We start from the raw sequence: 16,851 nt of genomic DNA, 5'->3' as shown, positions 1-16,851 counted from the left end.
AATCAACTTCTTACGCCACGATTTTTATCGTTCCCGCAAAGCCTCGCTCCGATATTTCAGCAACGGCGTCAGCAGATATTCAATAATCCGCCTTTGCTCCGTCTTGATTTCTACCGAGGTCGCCATCCCCGGAGTCAATGGCTCGTTCTTGCCATCAGCAACGATAGTGGTTTTCAGCAGCTTGATACGCGCCGGATAAATCAAGCCCAGCTTGTCGTCCTTGACCGCATCCTGCGAAATCGAAATCACCTTACCCGGCAACGTTCCGTAATGGGTATAAGGGAAGGCATCTAGCTTGATCGCCGCTTCTTGATCTGGCCGCACAAAGCCAATGTCTTGATTCAGTATCTGTACTTCAATTTCCAAGCCAGCATCGTCCGGCACCAAGACCAATAACTCTTGTGCCGGCGTGACCACACCACCCACCGTATGAATCGCCAATTGCTGCACCGTGCCGGCAACAGGAGCCGTCAGATGCATTTGCGTTTGCCGCTGCTCAGATTTCGCTTCGTCGCCCTGTACCTGTGCTAATTGCTGCTGTGCCTGGTTGAGCGCGTCCAGCTGTTCACGCCGGAACTGCGCAATAGCGGTCTCGATGTCCTGTTGTTGCTCGGCGATGCCGTCGGTTAGCTCGTGTGCGTAACTTTGTTGCGACGCCAGATCCTGCTCTGCCTGAATCCGCGTCTGCTGCTTTTCCAGTGCAGCGTGACGCGGCACGTAATTCTGTCCGAGCAGCGATTGATAATCGGACTCTTCGGCACGCGCAATTGGCAAAGTCTGCTGCAGGCCCTCGATCTTGTGGCGTGTGGTTTGTAGTTCGTGTTCGCGCTTTTGCAGTTCCGCACGCAGCGAGGTCAGCTTGCTGCGATACTCAATGAATGCCCCTTCGGCCAAGCGCTGCACGTCATGCTGGCGCTCTGGCGTGGCATCAGGTATGGGAGGAAGCTGTGGTGGCTTGTTATCGCGTTGCGCATCTAGCAGCGCCTGCGCCCGTTTGGCTGTCAGCATCGCGTCAATCCGGGCAGTGCGCGATTTGCCGACATCGGCGGTGGCGTCAGTTGGGTCGAGTTCGATCAACGCCTGCCCTGCCGTGACATGCTGACCATTGCTGACCAGGATCGCTTTGACGATGCCCGCTTCTAACGGCTGGATCACTTTGCTATTGCCGTTCGGGACAATCTTGCCTTGTGCTACGGCAACGACATCGACTTTGCCGACGATAGACCAGATCAGGGCGATTGTGAACAGAATCATCAAGGCCCACATCAGGCTGCGCCCAACTGGGGAAGCCGGCGTTTCCAGCACCTCCAGCGCCGCCGGCAGGAATTCGACTTCGTCGCGCTGTCGTTTGGCCGGCGCACCTTGCGCCCTTTCTTCGGCAAGCGAAGCCCGGGCGATGTCCCAATAATGGCGCAAGGTATCAAGCAGCATGCAGATACCCCGTTTGATGCTGCCATAACGAGGCATAGCGACCACCGTGCCGTTGGATCAGTTCGTCGTGCGTACCCTCTTCGACGATCTCTCCCTTTTCGACAGTGATGATGCGTTCGGCAATGCGCACAGCCGACAAACGATGCGCAATGATGAAGACAGTACGGCCAGCACAAATTTGCTGCATGTTGCCCTGGATGATGGCTTCGGATTCGGCATCGAGCGCCGAGGTTGCTTCATCGAAGATCAGAATTTTGGGATTGGTCGCCAGTGCCCTGGCAATTGCGATGCGCTGCCGCTGTCCACCCGACAGGCCGGTGCCGCGCTCGCCCAGTTCAGTGTCATAGCCTTGTGGCAGTTCCAGCACGAATTCGTGGGCGCCGGCCAAAGTCGCCGCCTCGACCACTTTCTCGAACGACACCCCAGGTGAGGCGAACGCGATATTGTCACGCACCGTTCCTTTGAACAGCATGTTCTCTTGCAGGACCGTGCCGATCTGCCGCCGTAGCGATGCCGGATCAAGCACTGCCAAGTCCATGCCATCGATGAGCACCCGCCCCCGTTCCGGCGAATACAGACGTTGAACCAGTTTGGTTAAAGTGCTTTTGCCAGAACCAGAGGGGCCGACAATACCGGTAACACTCCCAGGCTTTACCGTCAACGACAGGCCACGTAGCACTTCCGGACCATCGTGACGATAGCGAAACACCACCTTATCGAACACGACTTCGCCTTTGACCGGTGGCATCGAGGTTTGCCCGCCCGAGGTATTCGATTCGGCCTTGTTGTCGAGAATGTCGCCCAGGCGGTCCATCGATAGCCGCACCTGCTGGAAATCCTGCCACAGCTGTGCCAGGCGCAGCACCGGCGCGCTGACGCGACCGGCCAGCATATTGAAAGCGATCAGCTCACCGACCGACAGGCTGCCATCAATGGCTAATTTGGCGCCGTACCAAAGGAGTGCTGCGGTAGTCAGCTTGCTGATCAATGACGCGACCTGATTGGCGGCACTCGATAGATTGGAGGCTTTGAAGGCAATCGACACGTAGCCAGCTAGCTGCGTCTCCCAGCGGCGCTGCATCAGCGGTTCAACTGCCATCGATTTGATGGTTTCGACGCCCGTCACCGACTCCACCAGAAAGGACTGGTTTTCTGCGGAACGGCGGAATTTTTCGTTGAGGCGAGCTTTGAGTGCGGGCGTGACCAGCACTGACAAGGCAATGTAACAAGGCAGGGAAATGAACACCACCAGGGTCAGGACACCGGAGTACGACAGCATCACCACGAAGAAGACAATCGTGAACAGCAGATCCATCACGACGGTCAAGGCGTTACCGGTCAGGAAGTTGCGGATGTTTTCCAGTTCGCGCACACGAGCGACGCTGTCGCCGACGCGTCTTGCCTGGAAATAGGCCAACGGCAAATTCAACAGGTGATTGAACAGGCGACTGCCTAGCTCGACATCCATCCGATTCGTGGTGTGACTAAAGACATACGTGCGCAATCCGCCCAGCAATGCCTCGAACACGGAAATAGTGACCAGGCCGAATACCAGCACGTCCAACGTCGACATCGACTTATGTACCAACACCTTGTCGATCACCACTTGCATGAACAAGGGAGAAACAAGGCCGAATAATTGCAGGAAGAAAGAACCAGCCAGCACTTCCAGCAATTGCTTGCGGTATTTGACGATGGAAGGAATGAACCATGATACGTCGAACTTGCCGCCACCCTGAGACAGGATGGCGCGTGAGGTAATGAGGATCAGGCGTCCTGACCACAGTTGCTCGAACTCGACCAGAGGGAGTTGAAAGGTGCGTTGATGGACTTCATCGTGCACCAACACTGCATCGTTGGTGCATTTCGCCAACACCAGAAAGCTGCCGTTCTTGAGTTCGGCGATGGCCGGTAACGGTGTCTGCACGAGTCGATTGGACTGGCTGTTGACCAGTCGGGCCTTGAGGTCTATCTGGCGCGCCAAGCGCACGACCGTGATGGCGTCGACGCTGGCCGAGCTGCCTGACAGGTGTTTGAGACGTTCAGCACTGGCTGCCACGCCCGATAACTGCGCCACGACCATCAATGCAGCAATACCGCTGTCATGAGCAATGCCCGGCGACTGCCCCTTACCTGCGCCAGACAAAGTCCCCTCCACCATTTTATTGCTTTCTATGCACTATTATTAGAGGCTAATTGTAGTGAAAACCCAAATGTTAAAGATTGCCACCTTGCTCATTGTTTCAATTGGTTACACTTTCTACATGATAGCTATATGAATAGGTTGCAAATAACCAACGTTGCCCGAATGGAAACGGATAAAGCAAATTTACCTTGCCCCAAGACACCAAATAAAATGCGTCATTTTGCGTTAACTCGTTGCAGCCAATCTCCCCGGCGAACCCCGCGCCACTTGGAGGGTTGGCGCTTTTGCCAATTGCGTTAAAAGCACACCATTTAACGGGGCGGGCAGGCGTGGGGGGACTACGTTTTGCGGGCCGTTACCAAGGATATTTTTCATGGCAAGGCAACAATGCCAGGGCGTTAAAAAAGCCGCGTAAGCGGCTTGAGGCGATGCAGGCGCTGCCGTAACAACATGGCAGCGGGTCAGGTATACCGTCAGCGTCCGGCGCGCCTGAGCGCCTTCTGTTCGTTCTGGTAGTCGTCGCGGCAATCGGTATTACAAAACAGCAGGCCATGGGCGACATCCTCGTCGCAGTAATGGCAATGCCCATCTGCCACCAGTTGCGGCATCTTGCGTGCATGCGCCATAGCGTTTTCGAGATCCTTGGCAATACGCCACTCGGCGCGGTCAGCTACATCGCTCATGCTGCTGCTTTCCCTTCCATGTTGTCCAGTTGGTATTTGTCGAACTTCACGACCTCTTCTCCTACCCATTCGTTGATCATTAAAAATTGCGATTGCAGCGGCACCAGCTCATTGCGGGCGAACACGCGCGCCGCCGGCTCGACCGCACCGAAGCCGCCGGCATTACTCGGCATGATGCCCAGCAGTTGCGGCGGCACCCGGTGCGCGGCCAGCAGGTCGTCGCGGGTCACGCCCTTGATGTTGAAGAATTCGTCCTTGGCCGCGACTTCCGACACCGGCAGGATCTGGATGCCATCCTTCTTGCCGTTGGGTGCGTACATGAACACGTTGCGGAAGTTGCCCGGCCCTTTGCTTTCCTTCAAGGCCTTGCGCAGCTTGTCGACATCCTCAATGTTCTGCGCGGCGTCGGTCATGTAGAGGATGAAACCGGCGTGCGAGCCGTTCTGGTAATACTTGCGGCGGAACAGCGTGGCGGATTCATTGAGCCAAGCCGACTGCAAGGCGGACAGGTACTGCGGCATGCCGTACACCTCCTGGTTCACATCGGGGTCCATCAGGTGAAAAATCGCGCCCTTGGTGAATGCGTACTCCTGCTGCCAACCTGGCACAAAATAATAGTTATCGAGATCCTTGCCCCGCCGGGTGTATTTGGCCAGCGCGTGCTTGATCTCGAGTAACCTGCCCGTGCGGCTGCTGCGCTTTTCTGGGTAGGCATTGCCGAAGGTCATGAAGTCCAGCGCCAGGCGCTTAAACGTTGCCAGCGACAGATATTTATTCGGCACAAAGGTGGACGACAGGATGTTGACCTTGAAGTGAATGGCGCTGCTGTGGTGGACGCTGGCGTTAAACGATTTCGCCAGACCTTGCCAGCTGATCGGCGGTTCATACCAACGGCCATTGAGCCAGCACTCCAGGTTCTCCATGATGTCAGCGTGATCGAGCACCGGCGTCGGATCGCCAAACGAGAATGCCTCCATGGATTGGGTTGCTACGGACGGCATTGCCGCTGCCGGGATACTTGCCGGCGGTGCGGCAGCGTGCTGCCGTGCGTGTTTAAAACGTTGTTTCTTCATGATGTAAAAATCTCCATAAATGAGGTCGTGGATTCGGATATGCCCTCAATCGGTTCGTGATCGAGCGCGTGCATGCATGCCCAGGCCAAGTCAGCGTGACCGGTCTCAGCGGTACGGCCAGCGTCATAGGTGACTTGCCTGCCGCTGGCGGTGATGGTTTTGCGAATCGCCATAAAGGCCGCCGACAGGTCGGTGGCGCCGGCGTCGAATTCCAGGCGTCCCTTGCTGATGACATCCTTGGCTTTCAACACCATGCGGGTCTTCACTTCGGGGGAATAGTTGATGGCTGTGGCGCCGGGGAAGAACTGGCGCACAATCGGAAACACACCGATACCCATGCCGGTGGTGTCGATGCCGATGTATTCGACCTGGTAGCGCAGGGTCATCTGCCGGATCGCCTCCGCCTGCGCCGCGAAATCCATGCCGCGCCATTGGAAACGCTCCAGGACGCGGAATTTACCGCCAGCGACAACCGGCGGCGCCAGCACCACGCAACCGGCACTATCCCCACTCAATGAAGGGTCGTAGCCGATCCAGACCGGGCGATAGCCAAACGGACGCGCCGCAAACGGTTTGACGTCATCCCAAGCGTCCCAGGCATCGACCATGCAGCGCTGCAGCTCGGCCAACGGGAATATCGACTTGTTGTCGTCGACGAAGTTACACATCAGCAGGTTGTCGAACTGGTCGGGGCTGTATTCGTAATCGCGCAGCTGATCGAGGTCGAACAGGTTGCAGCCGCCGCGCTCGGCATCCAGAATGGTGACGATCTGGCGCCAGATTTTGTCTTCTCCCGTGAAGCCGCTCGACAATCTGGCGTGCGACACGTCGATCTTGGCCTTGTTCGCTTTCTGCAGGCGCTTGCTGAAATCCTCGCCGATCCAGAACGGATACGCCTGGTGATTGACGGACGATGGTGTCGAAAAATAGGTTTTTCTCCACTTCTTCTGAATCGCCATGCCGGAGGCCACCTTGTTCAGCTCCGTGAAATTGTGGGTCCAGAAGAATTCGTCAAAGTAGAAATTGCCGTGGTAGCCCTGGGCGGTGCGGGCGCTGGTGCCGAGGAAATACAGGTGCGCACCGTTCGGCAGCACAATCGGGTCGCCCGACAATTCAACGCCGGCGGCTTTCTTGGCAAATTGCACAATGTACTGTTTAAAAACATGCGCCTGCGCCTTGGAGGCCGACAGGAAGATCTGATTGCGGCCAGTCGCCAGCGCATCGGCCAGCGCCTCGCGGGCGAAATACCAGGTCGCACCGATCTGGCGCGATTTCAGAATGACGCGTGTTCTCTCGTGGCCGTTGCGATACCAAACCTTTTGGTAATCGAACAGCGAATCGCGGAAGGCGTCCAGTAATTGACTTTGTTGCTCGTCGCTAAATTCGTTGCGAGTCGGCTTCTTCTTCGGGCCGGCGTTTCTCTTGTCCAGGTTCGGATTGAGATCGGCTTCATTGCCGCCGCCGTCATAGCGGCGCTTGCGCGACATCTGCACCAGAGAGCGCGTTAATAGGTCGATTTCCTTGAAGTCGCTGCCGCTTTTGACTTCCTTGCTGACCAGTTGCACCATGCGCGCTTCAATTTGTCCCTCGACACGGTCGATGGCCGTGGACAAATGCCACTGATCGCGCTGCTTCCAGCTGGCAATCGTGCTGCGTTGTACTTTCAGGTGCCTGGCGATGGACGAGATGCGCCAGCCCTGCCAGTACAGACTGCGGGCGGCGTCGCGCATGGCGGCCGGATCATCGACGACAGCGGGCGCCAACGGCTTGCGCGTTCCTTGCGCACGCGAGGAAGAGCGCGGCGATAGTTTGAATGGAGTGGTTTCTGACATGCGGCAAGCGTAGGTGGCTTACGCGCTAAAAGCCCTTGTCGGAAAGTCGCTAATAGCGTTACCAACCCACTGCCGATTGTTGATTGGCGCAGGAATGATGACCATGGCGGTATTCCAACTTGCCCAACATCCAACCATGCCGACAAGCCAAGCTGCTGCCCCCAAATCCAAATTCTTCCGCGTTGCCGTCGAAGGCGCCACCACCGATGGCCGCGTCATTGATCGCGCCTTCATTGAACAAATGGCGGCCAATTTCGATCCGCAAGTCTATGGTGCCCGCATCTGGGTCGAACACCTGCGCAGCACCTGGGCAGACGGCGCCTTCAAAGCCTATGGCGATGTGACAGCGGTGAAGGCCGAAGAGGTCGAGCTGGGCGGTGTCAAGAAACTGGCGCTCTACGCACAAATCTCGCCGACGCCGGAGCTGGTGGCGATGAACAAGGCACGCCAGAAGATTTACACCAGTATCGAAATCAATCCGAAGTTCTCCGACACCGGAGAGGCTTACCTGGTCGGTCTGGCCGTCACCGACAGCCCGGCCAGCCTCGGCACGGAAGTGCTGTCGTTTGCCGCCAAGAACCCTGACCAGAATCCCTACGCCAGCCGCAAACAAGATCCCAATAACTTGTTTACGGCGGCGGTGGAAACCGCACTGGAATTCGACGAACCCTCCCCTACTGCCTCCGAAGGAATCAAATTGTCTGACACCGTCAAAAATCTGTTGAAACGTTTCTCCAGCAAAGCCACGGGCGACGATGCGCGCTTTAACGAGCTGGTCGACGCCGTCGAAACCTTGGCGACGCATGCGAATGTCAGCGCCGATCAATTCGCGCTTGAGAAGACCCGCGTGGACGCACTGGAAGCCGCCTTGAAGCAAACCACCGAAGATTTCGCGGCATTTCGCCAACAGGTCGACTCCACGGACGCGAACGCGACCCAACGTCCGGCGGCCACCGGCGGCGATGGCGTGGCGGAAACCGATTTCTAAGCGCTGCCTGCCCCAGCTTGACCACCGCCCCCACACATTAAGGAATCAACCGACATGAAAAAACTTACCCGCATCGCCTTCGACAAGTACACCGCCCGCCTGGCGCAATTGAACGACACCAGCAATGTCGCCAGCACCTTTGGCGTGGCGCCCAGCGTGCAGCAGAAACTGGAAAGCAAGATCCAAGAGTCGAGCGAATTCCTGAGTAAAATCAATATCTACGGCGTCACGGAACAGGAAGGCGAAAAAATCGGCCTGGGCATTTCCGGTCCCGTTGCCAGCCGCACCAACACCGACAAGGCCGACCGCAAAACGCGTGATCTGACCGCCCTGGACAACCGTGGCTATCGCTGCGAGAAGACCAATTTCGACACCCACATCAAATATCAAACCTTGGATGCCTGGGCCAAGTTTCCGGATTTCCAGCAGCGCGTCGCCAATGCCATCCTCCAACGCCAGGCGTTGGACCGCATGATGATCGGTTTCAATGGTCTGTCGATTGCTGCCGATACTGACATCAACAAGAATCCACTGCTGCAGGACGTGAACAAAGGCTGGCTGCAGCAATATCGGGAGCAAGCGCCGCAACGCGTGATGCATGAGGGTAAAACCGCCGGCAAGGTCGTCATTGGCGCCGGCGGCGATTACGCGAACCTGGACGCCACCGTGTTCGATGCCCTCACCTTGCTCGATCCCTGGTATCAGAAGGACGCCGGTCTGGTCGCCATCGTGGGCCGCAATCTGCTGCACGACAAATATTTCCCCTTGGTCAATACCAAGCAGGCGCCAACCGAGACGCTGGCTACCGACATCGTCATCAGCCAAAAACGCATCGGCGGCCTGCAGGCGGTAGCAGTCCCCTTCTTCCCCGACAACACGATCCTGATCACCCGTTTCGACAATCTGTCGATCTACTGGCAGGAATCGGCACGCCGGCGCCGGGTGGTCGACGAAGCCAAGCGCGACCGCATCGAGAACTATGAGTCGTCCAATGACGCCTACGTGATCGAGGATCTGGGCTTAGGCGCCGTGATTGAAAACATCCACCTGGCAGACTGAGATGAGCGATCTTTCTCCCGCCCAGCGCCATAAAGCGCGCATCTTGGCCGAGCGCGCCGCTGCCGACGCTGCGCCTGGCGGCGTCACTGCCGGCAGCGCCTACGAGCTGATGCTCTACAAATTGGCGAACGACCGCCGCACCCTGAGCAATATCCAGTCGATGGAACGCAAGATCGCCGTCAAGGCGGAATTGCTGCCGGAGTACCAGGACTGGATCGACGGCGTGCTATCGAAGGGTCAAGGCGGCCAGGACGACGTCTTCACGTCACTGCTGGTCTGGCATATCGACTGCGGCGAGTACGACCGGGCGGTCGAGATGGCGCGCTATGCGGTAGAGCACAAGCTGACTTTGCCGGACCAGTTCAACCGCGATATTCCGACGATGCTGCTCGATGAATTCTCGGCAGCCTTCCTTAAAGGCAAGCTGGCCAGCGATCCCGTTATTGCTATCGAAATATTGACCCAGGTGCGGCAACTGACCGAAACCGCCGATGCACCAGACCAGGCACGGGCCAAATTGTTGAAAGCCAATGCTTACGCAATATTGGCCGTTCTCGACCAGGACGATGCCGAGTTGTTGAAGGTATCACAGTTGCCGCAGGCGGAAGCGGCGCATGCGCTGATGGAGCGCGCTGTAGCGCTGTTCCCCGGCGTTGGCGTCAAGCAGACGATGGATCGCTTGCGCGCCCGCATCCTTAAAACCGTTCCTGGTTAAACGAGCACCCCCTGGCGCACGGCGGCGCGGGTCGATGACGGGATCACTGCGATGTCTGTCTGACGCCCGCCCACCGCCGGTTTATTTCGAAAGAACCCCACATGAGTTTTATAGCCTTCGCGCCGCCCTCTGCAGGCGGTGCGGTCAACTTGCCGGACGCCGGCAGCGTCGAGAACGACGGCTTTTATCCCGATATCGTGCTGCAGGACATGCGCGACAGTATGCGCTTAGATGGCACCGTGACGGCGCCGCGTCTGGTCCAGGCGATAGTTGCCGCCATCATGCACGTCAACGCCGAGCTGCGTGACTGGAAGCGGGAGAGAGTTGCTGCCGGCTACGCTTCGCTGGCAGCTGTGCCGGCGGATCGGGTCAACCGCGAAAGCGAGCTGGTTGCCCACTACCGGCGCGCCGTCTATTGCACCGCAAAAGCCGATCTGATCGAACGCTATCGGGATTACGACAGCACCGCGTCCTCCCTGTCGGATAAGAAAACCATGGAGGCATTGGATAACGCACCAGGTGAGCAACGCCGTAATGCACATTGGGCCATTGCCGACATCCTTGGCCGTCCGCATGTCACGGTCGAGCTGATTTGATGCAGGTACGCGCCCAGCAGCACGACACGCTCGATTTACTGTGCTGGCGTCACCTGGGCGCCACCGCCAACGTCGTCGAGGCGGCACTGGAATTAAATCCCGGCTTGGCCGAATACGGGCCGATCCTGCCGCACGGCTTGCTCGTCACCTTGCCCGAGCCGACCGCCACCCCTACTAAAACCGCCCAGGTCATCAGCCTATGGGATTAACTGAGAGAGTCTATTGATGGCAGAACCCAGCACCACCACCCTCGTTGTGACCACCGCCGCCGGCATTGGGCTGTCGTCGCTGTTTCCAGGCATCGACGGCAATGCGCTCATTGGGGCCTTTGCCGGAGCGGCCTTGGTCGCCATTTCCAGCAAAAATCTAGCTGTGCTGCAGCGCCTGGCCTATATGGCCATCTCCCTAGCGATTGGCTACCTGGCCGCGCCCGAGGTCATTAGCAATACGCCCTTGAAGCAATCCGGCGTCGCTGCCTTCTTCGCCTCGGCGGCCGCCATCGCACTGACCTTGCACGGCATTGAACTCATTCACACCATTGAGCTCCCGGCCTGGCTGCGCAAGGGAGGCAGCAATGAGTAAAGCGCTCACGATGCTGGCACTGCTCAGTTACGCCAGCACCTGCCTGCGGCTGCTGTGCTACCGGCGCGGCCTCGCCAATCACCGCATGCACATTTCGCTGGTGGCGTGGCTGCTGATTGTGGCCACCGGCACCAGCGCGCTGGAGATCCTGCTGGGTCTACGTCATCCGTCCTTTGGTGAGACTGCTGTCGCCTTGATCTTGAGCTATCTCGCGCATCGCACCCAGGGCAACGTTGCCCAACTCATCAGGAGAATCCATTGACCGCATTGACCGACCATTTCACGTTGGAAGAGTTTACGCGCAGCGATACCGCGCGCAGCCGAGGCATCGCCAACATGCCGACGCCGACCATTGTGGCCAACTTGCGGCGCCTGGCACAGTTCGCCGAGCTGGTCCGGCTTACCTTGGGCGGCGCGGCCATGGTCATTTCCAGCGGCTATCATTGCACCGAGCTGAACCGAGCAGTCGGCGGCGCTGCCAACAGTGCGCACCTGGTCGGCCTGGCTTGTGATTTTACGGCGCCGACGTTCGGCACCCCGCTGGCGATTTGCCAGGCATTGAGTACATCGAGCCTGCCATTCGACCAGCTGATCTATGAGCGTGCGGGCGGTGCGATCTGGGTGCATCTCGGTATTGCTGCCGAAGGTGTCAAACCACGGCGCCAGGTACTCACTATTGACAACCGTGGCACGCGGGCCGGTCTATGGGCGTGATCGTCAGAAGCGCCGTCGCGGCGCTGATCGTCGCGTTTCTGGTGTTCCTCATCACCATTCAGCGCAATGCCATCATTGCCACCAGAGATAGAGCAGAACGGGTCGAACAGCAAGTCGGCGAACGCGATGCCACCATCGAGACATTGACCAGGACGGCGGCCAGGAATCGACAGGCTGCTGCCCGACTGCAGGCCAAACACGACCGTATCGCTGACAACCTCACTGAACGAGAAAGCCAAATTGAAAGCCTCCGCCATGACCATCCCGATATACAAGCCTGGTTCGATACTCCTTTGCCTGATGCTCTTATCCAGCTGCGGGACAGCCCCGCCACCACCGGCGCCGACGCTGCAAGTGAACGCCTGCCCGGCGATCACGCGCTGCAGCCTATCGACCGGCGTGCTGACGACGAACGGTAGCATGCTGCTTGCGCTGGAACGCGCCAAGGCGGCGTTGATGATGTGTGCGGCCAAGGTCGACACGGTGGTAGATTGCCAGGAGAGCGCCGATGTACAAGCCGAAAAGCCTTAGAGCGCATTTGACGGCGTCCAATGCCGAGCTGCAGCGCAATCCCGACAAGCTGCTGATTTTTGCGGATGGCGGCAACACGGTGGCTACCGGCACCGCCTCGCTGTCGTTTGAGTATCGCTACAAGTTGAACATCATCATCACTGACTACGCCGGCAGTGAGGACGCGATCATGGTGCCGCTACTGGCCTGGGCGCAACTGCATCAGCGCGACTTGCTGGACAATCCGGATCTGCGCAAGACTGGGATTGGCTTTGATGTCGATTACAACAACCACGAATCCATCGATATCGCGATCACGCTGGCGCTCACCGAGCGCGTCGTGGTCAAGCAGGCCGGTGCCGGCCGACTGGAAGTATTGCACCTGGCCGAGCCGCAAATGACACCAAGCTACGCGGATGCATTCTGGCAAGCCTATACGGGCGAGTCGCTGCTGGCCGAGTGGCATACGCCGGCAAATCCCGAATGAGTGACGACTTCACGGCAATTGAAGCCTGGGCCGGCGCGCTGCTGGCGCAACTGCAACCTGGTCAGCGCCGGACTCTTACGCGCAAGATTGCCCAGGACTTGCGACGGTCCCAGGCGCAAAGCATTGCTGCCCAGCAGGCGCCGGATGGTACGCCCTACGAGAAACGGAAACAGCGCAAGAACCTGCGCGGCAAGAAGGGAAGAGTAAAACGGCAGAAGGCGGCGATGTTTCAGAAAATCCGGCTGCAGAAGAACCTTAAAATCGAACAGGATGAAAACCAACTCTCAGTCGGCTTCTTTGGTCGTGTGGCGCGCATCGCCCGGGTGCATCAGGACGGATTGACGGACAAAGTGTCGAAGAAAGGGCCGGAATATCGCTACCCGGCCCGGCCTTTACTTGGTTTCAGTGCGACCGATCAGACGCTTATCCGCGATGCGCTGCTACGGCACCTGAACATCTAAGCGCTTGCAACCTGGCCTCGGCCACCTCCCGATAATGTTCCGACAGTTCGCATCCGATCCATTGATAGCCGTCCATTTCCGCCGCCACGAGTGTTGAGCCAGATCCGGCGAACGGATCGAGGATGAGCCCCGATGGCGCGCAAATGCGGTTGACTTGACGCATGACCTCTACAGGCTTCCCGGTAATGTGATGCTTGTCGGCAGTTTTAACGACCTGACGAATGGCGCCGGGCAGAACACCGACGCCGCGGTCTAGCGACATGTTTCCCTTGCTGCCCCAGACGATATATTCACACTGCGCCCGGAATCGCCCCATCACTGGCCGCGTGCCTTCAGTTTTATCCCAAACGGCAATCCCACGCCAGGAGAACCCAGCCGCTTGCAATGCGTCGGTCGTGGTCGGCAATTGCCGCCAATCAGTGAACAGGCAAACCGGCGCGCCTGGTTTCAGCAAGCGCCAGCATTCGGACAGCCACATCATTGACCAGCGCAAATGCGAACGCTGATCGCGGTGGTCCCCCGCAAAGTCATGGAAGCCGCGCTTGGTACTGGTTTGCATGTACTTGGCGGTGGTGCTGGCCTGTCGCGCACCGATGTGCAGGCCGCCGCTGGCGTAGGGTGGATCGGTAATGAGGGCGTCGATACTTTCGCTAGGGAGCGATTCCAGAAAGGGCAAGCAGTCGCCCTGATGTAACTTATTGATGTTCACTATGTAAAACTTTCGTGTCTGATGCTCGATGGCTTGCTGATGTGGAACGCGTGGTTCTCAGATGATTGACTGTCCGGCAGCGCGGACATTTGATAGCGAGGGTGATGTATTCCCCCTCACCGAGTTTTTTAGAACAATTTCCGCAACGAATTTCCTGCAATTTGGGTATACCTGCCTAAATATGCTAGCCTTCGGCCTACCTGTACAGGTGGCGTGGCCTTGGCTGTGCTTGCAGTCGTATCCTGCCGGTACGGTGGCGTGATCGGTGTCCCCACACTTGTCACGTCGCCGCGTCTTTTTTACAAGCCCCGCACTGTAGTACGCTGCCTCGCATCGCAACATCCCCCAGCAGTCAGTAACACCCATACCAACCCGCTACCAGGTGCGGTAGTTTGCGCAACCCGGCAACATGCGATGCATGACTGCCGACCTCTCCGAACTGCTGCGCCTACTGTCGAATCTGATCCGGTTCGGCACCATTGCCGATATCGATCACGACGCCCAGCGTGTGCGCGTCCGTGTTGGTGGCAATCTCACCACATGGCGCCCCTGGATCACGTTACGCGCCGGCGATGCCCAATCCTGGTTTCCGCCGTCCGTAGGCGAACAGGTCATCGTCTTCTCGCCAGAAGGCGAATTGACCAATGCCGTGATTCTGCCGGCGCTCTACTCCGACAAATCCCGACCACCGTCGACCAATCCGGCGCACCACACCACGCGCTACGTCGACGGCACCGTGATCCAGTACGACAGTGATGCTCACACCTTGAGCGCCACACTGCCAGATGGCACCAGCGTCACCGTCGCCCCCGGTAAAGTCACTTCCAACGCCGAGGACACCGAATGCACCGGCAACCTACTGGTGCAAAAGAATCTGATCGTCAACGGTTTCGCAGCGTTGAACGCCGGCATGAACGTCAAAGCAGGTAAAGGCGGCGGCGTCACGGCAATGATCGAAGGTGTGATGCAGGCTACGCGAGATGTCATCGCCAATAGCGTCAGCCTGTTTGGGCATAAGCACGGCGGTGTGAAGAAAGGTGACGACGATTCAGGTGGCCCGACATGATGAACGCCCGTACCGGTCGCGCCATGACCCGCATTGCCCATATCCGCCAGTCCCTGGCCGACATTCTCACGACACCTATTGGCTCGCGCCTGATGCGCCGTCCCTACGGCTCCGAAGTGCCAGAACTGATCGACCAGCCATTGAATGGCGCCACCGTGCTGCGCATCTATGCCGCCACCGCCTATGCGGTGCTGCGATGGGAGCGTCGCATCGCCTTGACCGGTGTGCAGTTGCAACGTGATACGGACGGATCGGCCACGTTGATTCTCGACGGTCAGGCTGATGGCGCTGGCGTGCAACTTGCCGTTCCAGTCAAACAAGGCGGTGCATTATGAGTGTATCGACCATCGACCTGTCGAAACTGCCGCCGCCAGCATTTGTCGAGGCGCTCTCCTTTGAATCCATCTTGGCCGAGATGGCAGCCGACTACGTCGAGCGCAATCCTGAAGATCTCGGCATCGTTGAATCCGATCCAGCCTACAAAGTGCTGGAAGTTGCCGCTTACCGTGAGTTGTTACTGCGTCAACGCATCAACGAGGAAGGCAAGGCGCTGCTGATCGCCTTCGCCGTTGGCCCGGATCTGGATCATATTGGCATCACCTATTACGACGGCGAAGAGCGCCTGGTCGTCACGCCCGCAGATCCTAACGCCTTGCCGCCGGTGGACCTGGTGATGGAGGATGACGAAAGCTATCGCCGTCGCCTGCTGTTGAAAGATGACAGCTATTCAACCGCCGGATCAGAGAACGCCTACAAGTTTCACGCGCTCTCCGCAGACGGACAGGTCAAGGACGTCTCTGTCACCAGTCCCAAGCCAGGCACGACCGTTATCTATGTCATCGGTCGTAGCGGCGATGGCACCCCAACCACCGCCACACTGGACAAGGTCCGCGCGCGCCTAAACACGGCCGACGTGCGGCCGTTATCGGAAGAGGTACTGGTGCAAGCCGGTGAAATCATTCGCTGGACGCTGGATGCCGATATCTACACCTACGGCGGCCCGGACCAACGCATCGTCCTGCAGGCTGCTATAGAGCGCTTTGACGAGTACAAAGCGCAGCATCAGTTGCTTGGGCATGACGTTACAGACTCCGCCTTGTCGGCAGCGTTGCACGTTCCTGGCGTGTTTAAGGTGGTGCGCCGTAGCCCAATCACCGAAATCGTGTGTGCCGACAATCAGGCGTCGTGGTGCGAAGCCACCAACATCCGCATTGCAGGAACAGGCCAATGAAAACCGTTAAAAGCCTGCTGCCACCCAACACAACGCCGCTAGAGCGCGCACTGGAGCAAGCGACCGCCAGCATTGGCGCCGTACCGTTTCGCCTGCGCGACAACTGGAACGCACGTACCTGCCCTGTCGATTTACTGCCGTGGCTGGCCTGGGCGGTGGGCGTCGAGGAATGGGACGCGAATTGGCCAGAGGCATTGAAACGCGAGGTCGTCGCCACAGCAAGGGAGATCCGGCACAAGAAGGGAACAGCAGGTGCCATTAAACGTGCTCTGGCCGCGCTTGGCCACCCCAATGCGATCTTGTTTGAGCGTAGCGGCAGCATTCGCTATGACGGCGCGGCCAAGTTCGACGGCAACAACACCTATGGCGGATCGTGCGAATGGGCCACCTTCCGCATTGTTCTGACGCGCCCGGTATCCATTCAGCAGGCACGCATCATTCGGCAACGCATCAACAACGTCAAGCGCGCTTGCTGCCACTTGACCGGCCTGGATTTCACGTCGGCGGCGATCAAATATAACGGCAGCATCAAATACAACGGCACCTACAGCTACGGCATGGTGTAAGG

General features: G+C 58.3%; 22 protein-coding genes. 15 read left to right on the top strand and 7 right to left on the bottom strand.

Annotation, left to right across the window (positions count from 1 at the left end):
- Positions 1 to 24: 24 nt before the first annotated feature.
- From ACIPF8_RS02045 to ACIPF8_RS02025, 5 genes are all read right to left on the bottom strand, one after another.
- Positions 25 to 1,431, bottom strand: coding sequence for an HlyD family type I secretion periplasmic adaptor subunit (locus ACIPF8_RS02045; RefSeq protein ID WP_400416820.1), 1,407 nt, complete (start codon positions 1,429 to 1,431; stop codon positions 25 to 27).
- Entirely contained in the window at positions 1,421 to 3,577 is a 2,157-nt protein-coding gene (locus tag ACIPF8_RS02040; RefSeq protein ID WP_400416819.1) for a type I secretion system permease/ATPase, read from the bottom strand. Before ACIPF8_RS02040 ends, ACIPF8_RS02045 begins: the two co-directional genes overlap by 11 nt.
- Before the next feature lie 473 nt (positions 3,578 to 4,050).
- Positions 4,051 to 4,260: a hypothetical protein gene (locus tag ACIPF8_RS02035; protein WP_400416818.1), complete on the bottom strand. Its 210-nt coding sequence runs from the start codon at positions 4,258 to 4,260 to the stop codon at positions 4,051 to 4,053.
- Positions 4,257 to 5,333 (bottom strand): phage portal protein, encoded by a 1,077-nt coding sequence (locus ACIPF8_RS02030; RefSeq protein WP_400416817.1) that lies wholly within the window; start codon positions 5,331 to 5,333, stop codon positions 4,257 to 4,259. Before ACIPF8_RS02030 ends, ACIPF8_RS02035 begins: the two co-directional genes overlap by 4 nt.
- On the bottom strand, positions 5,330 to 7,063 hold the full coding sequence (locus tag ACIPF8_RS02025; protein WP_400417011.1) for a terminase ATPase subunit family protein: 1,734 nt from the start codon (positions 7,061 to 7,063) through the stop codon (positions 5,330 to 5,332). Before ACIPF8_RS02025 ends, ACIPF8_RS02030 begins: the two co-directional genes overlap by 4 nt.
- A 205-nt stretch (positions 7,064 to 7,268) precedes the next feature.
- Between ACIPF8_RS02025 and ACIPF8_RS02020 the strand changes: the two genes are divergently transcribed.
- From ACIPF8_RS02020 to ACIPF8_RS01970, 11 genes are all read left to right on the top strand, one after another.
- Positions 7,269 to 8,153 (top strand): GPO family capsid scaffolding protein, encoded by an 885-nt coding sequence (locus tag ACIPF8_RS02020; RefSeq protein ID WP_400416816.1) that lies wholly within the window; start codon positions 7,269 to 7,271, stop codon positions 8,151 to 8,153.
- A 54-nt stretch (positions 8,154 to 8,207) separates the two neighbouring features.
- Complete coding sequence (locus tag ACIPF8_RS02015) at positions 8,208 to 9,212, top strand: phage major capsid protein, P2 family (protein ID WP_400416815.1); 1,005 nt, start codon at positions 8,208 to 8,210, stop codon at positions 9,210 to 9,212.
- Positions 9,187 to 9,927, top strand: coding sequence for a phage terminase small subunit (gene gpM, locus ACIPF8_RS02010; protein WP_400416814.1), 741 nt, complete (start codon positions 9,187 to 9,189; stop codon positions 9,925 to 9,927). The genes ACIPF8_RS02015 and gpM overlap by 26 nt, the downstream gene beginning before the upstream one ends.
- A 101-nt stretch (positions 9,928 to 10,028) precedes the next feature.
- Positions 10,029 to 10,523, top strand: a complete 495-nt coding sequence (locus tag ACIPF8_RS02005; protein WP_400416813.1) for a head completion/stabilization protein — start codon at positions 10,029 to 10,031, stop codon at positions 10,521 to 10,523.
- A complete protein-coding gene (locus tag ACIPF8_RS02000) occupies positions 10,523 to 10,732 on the top strand; it encodes a tail protein X (protein WP_400416812.1) in 210 nt (69 codons plus the stop codon). The genes ACIPF8_RS02005 and ACIPF8_RS02000 overlap by 1 nt, the downstream gene beginning before the upstream one ends.
- Before the next feature lie 16 nt (positions 10,733 to 10,748).
- Positions 10,749 to 11,105, top strand: coding sequence for a putative holin (locus ACIPF8_RS01995; RefSeq protein ID WP_400416811.1), 357 nt, complete (start codon positions 10,749 to 10,751; stop codon positions 11,103 to 11,105).
- On the top strand, positions 11,098 to 11,367 hold the full coding sequence (locus ACIPF8_RS01990) for a phage holin family protein (RefSeq protein ID WP_400416810.1): 270 nt from the start codon (positions 11,098 to 11,100) through the stop codon (positions 11,365 to 11,367). Before ACIPF8_RS01995 ends, ACIPF8_RS01990 begins: the two co-directional genes overlap by 8 nt.
- On the top strand, positions 11,364 to 11,819 hold the full coding sequence (locus ACIPF8_RS01985) for a D-Ala-D-Ala carboxypeptidase family metallohydrolase (protein ID WP_400416809.1): 456 nt from the start codon (positions 11,364 to 11,366) through the stop codon (positions 11,817 to 11,819). Before ACIPF8_RS01990 ends, ACIPF8_RS01985 begins: the two co-directional genes overlap by 4 nt.
- Before the next feature lie 255 nt (positions 11,820 to 12,074).
- Entirely contained in the window at positions 12,075 to 12,350 is a 276-nt protein-coding gene (gene lysC, locus ACIPF8_RS01980; protein WP_400416808.1) for an Rz1-like lysis system protein LysC, read from the top strand.
- On the top strand, positions 12,328 to 12,816 hold the full coding sequence (locus ACIPF8_RS01975) for a phage tail protein (protein WP_400416807.1): 489 nt from the start codon (positions 12,328 to 12,330) through the stop codon (positions 12,814 to 12,816). The genes lysC and ACIPF8_RS01975 overlap by 23 nt, the downstream gene beginning before the upstream one ends.
- Positions 12,813 to 13,277 carry a phage virion morphogenesis protein gene (locus ACIPF8_RS01970; protein ID WP_400416806.1) on the top strand — a complete coding sequence of 155 codons (465 nt, stop codon included), beginning with the start codon at positions 12,813 to 12,815 and terminating at the stop codon, positions 13,275 to 13,277. Before ACIPF8_RS01975 ends, ACIPF8_RS01970 begins: the two co-directional genes overlap by 4 nt.
- On the opposite strand, the gene ACIPF8_RS01965 is transcribed toward ACIPF8_RS01970, so the two are convergent.
- Both ACIPF8_RS01965 and ACIPF8_RS01960 read right to left on the bottom strand, forming a co-directional pair.
- Complete coding sequence (locus tag ACIPF8_RS01965; RefSeq protein WP_400416805.1) at positions 13,240 to 13,953, bottom strand: DNA-methyltransferase; 714 nt, start codon at positions 13,951 to 13,953, stop codon at positions 13,240 to 13,242. The genes ACIPF8_RS01970 and ACIPF8_RS01965 overlap by 38 nt on opposite strands.
- A 19-nt stretch (positions 13,954 to 13,972) precedes the next feature.
- Entirely contained in the window at positions 13,973 to 14,146 is a 174-nt protein-coding gene (locus tag ACIPF8_RS01960) for a Com family DNA-binding transcriptional regulator (protein WP_400416804.1), read from the bottom strand.
- 258 nt (positions 14,147 to 14,404) lie between these two features.
- On the opposite strand from ACIPF8_RS01960, the gene ACIPF8_RS01955 reads away from it, so the two are divergent.
- The 4 genes from ACIPF8_RS01955 to ACIPF8_RS01940 are packed head-to-tail and all read left to right on the top strand — an operon-like array spanning position 14,405 to position 16,849.
- On the top strand, positions 14,405 to 15,052 hold the full coding sequence (locus ACIPF8_RS01955; protein WP_400416803.1) for a phage baseplate assembly protein V: 648 nt from the start codon (positions 14,405 to 14,407) through the stop codon (positions 15,050 to 15,052).
- Positions 15,049 to 15,387, top strand: coding sequence for a GPW/gp25 family protein (locus ACIPF8_RS01950; protein ID WP_400416802.1), 339 nt, complete (start codon positions 15,049 to 15,051; stop codon positions 15,385 to 15,387). The genes ACIPF8_RS01955 and ACIPF8_RS01950 overlap by 4 nt, the downstream gene beginning before the upstream one ends.
- Positions 15,384 to 16,283 (top strand): baseplate J/gp47 family protein, encoded by a 900-nt coding sequence (locus tag ACIPF8_RS01945; protein ID WP_400416801.1) that lies wholly within the window; start codon positions 15,384 to 15,386, stop codon positions 16,281 to 16,283. Before ACIPF8_RS01950 ends, ACIPF8_RS01945 begins: the two co-directional genes overlap by 4 nt.
- On the top strand, positions 16,280 to 16,849 hold the full coding sequence (locus ACIPF8_RS01940; RefSeq protein ID WP_400416800.1) for a phage tail protein I: 570 nt from the start codon (positions 16,280 to 16,282) through the stop codon (positions 16,847 to 16,849). Before ACIPF8_RS01945 ends, ACIPF8_RS01940 begins: the two co-directional genes overlap by 4 nt.
- Positions 16,850 to 16,851 lie beyond the last annotated feature (2 nt).

Origin of the sequence: Collimonas sp. NPDC087041 (assembly GCF_044745265.1) — a bacterium.
In the GTDB taxonomy this organism is placed as follows: domain Bacteria; phylum Pseudomonadota; class Gammaproteobacteria; order Burkholderiales; family Burkholderiaceae_D; genus Collimonas.
The sequence above is the reverse complement of the archived record's forward strand: the minus strand, read 5'-3'. Positions and strand labels throughout refer to the sequence as shown.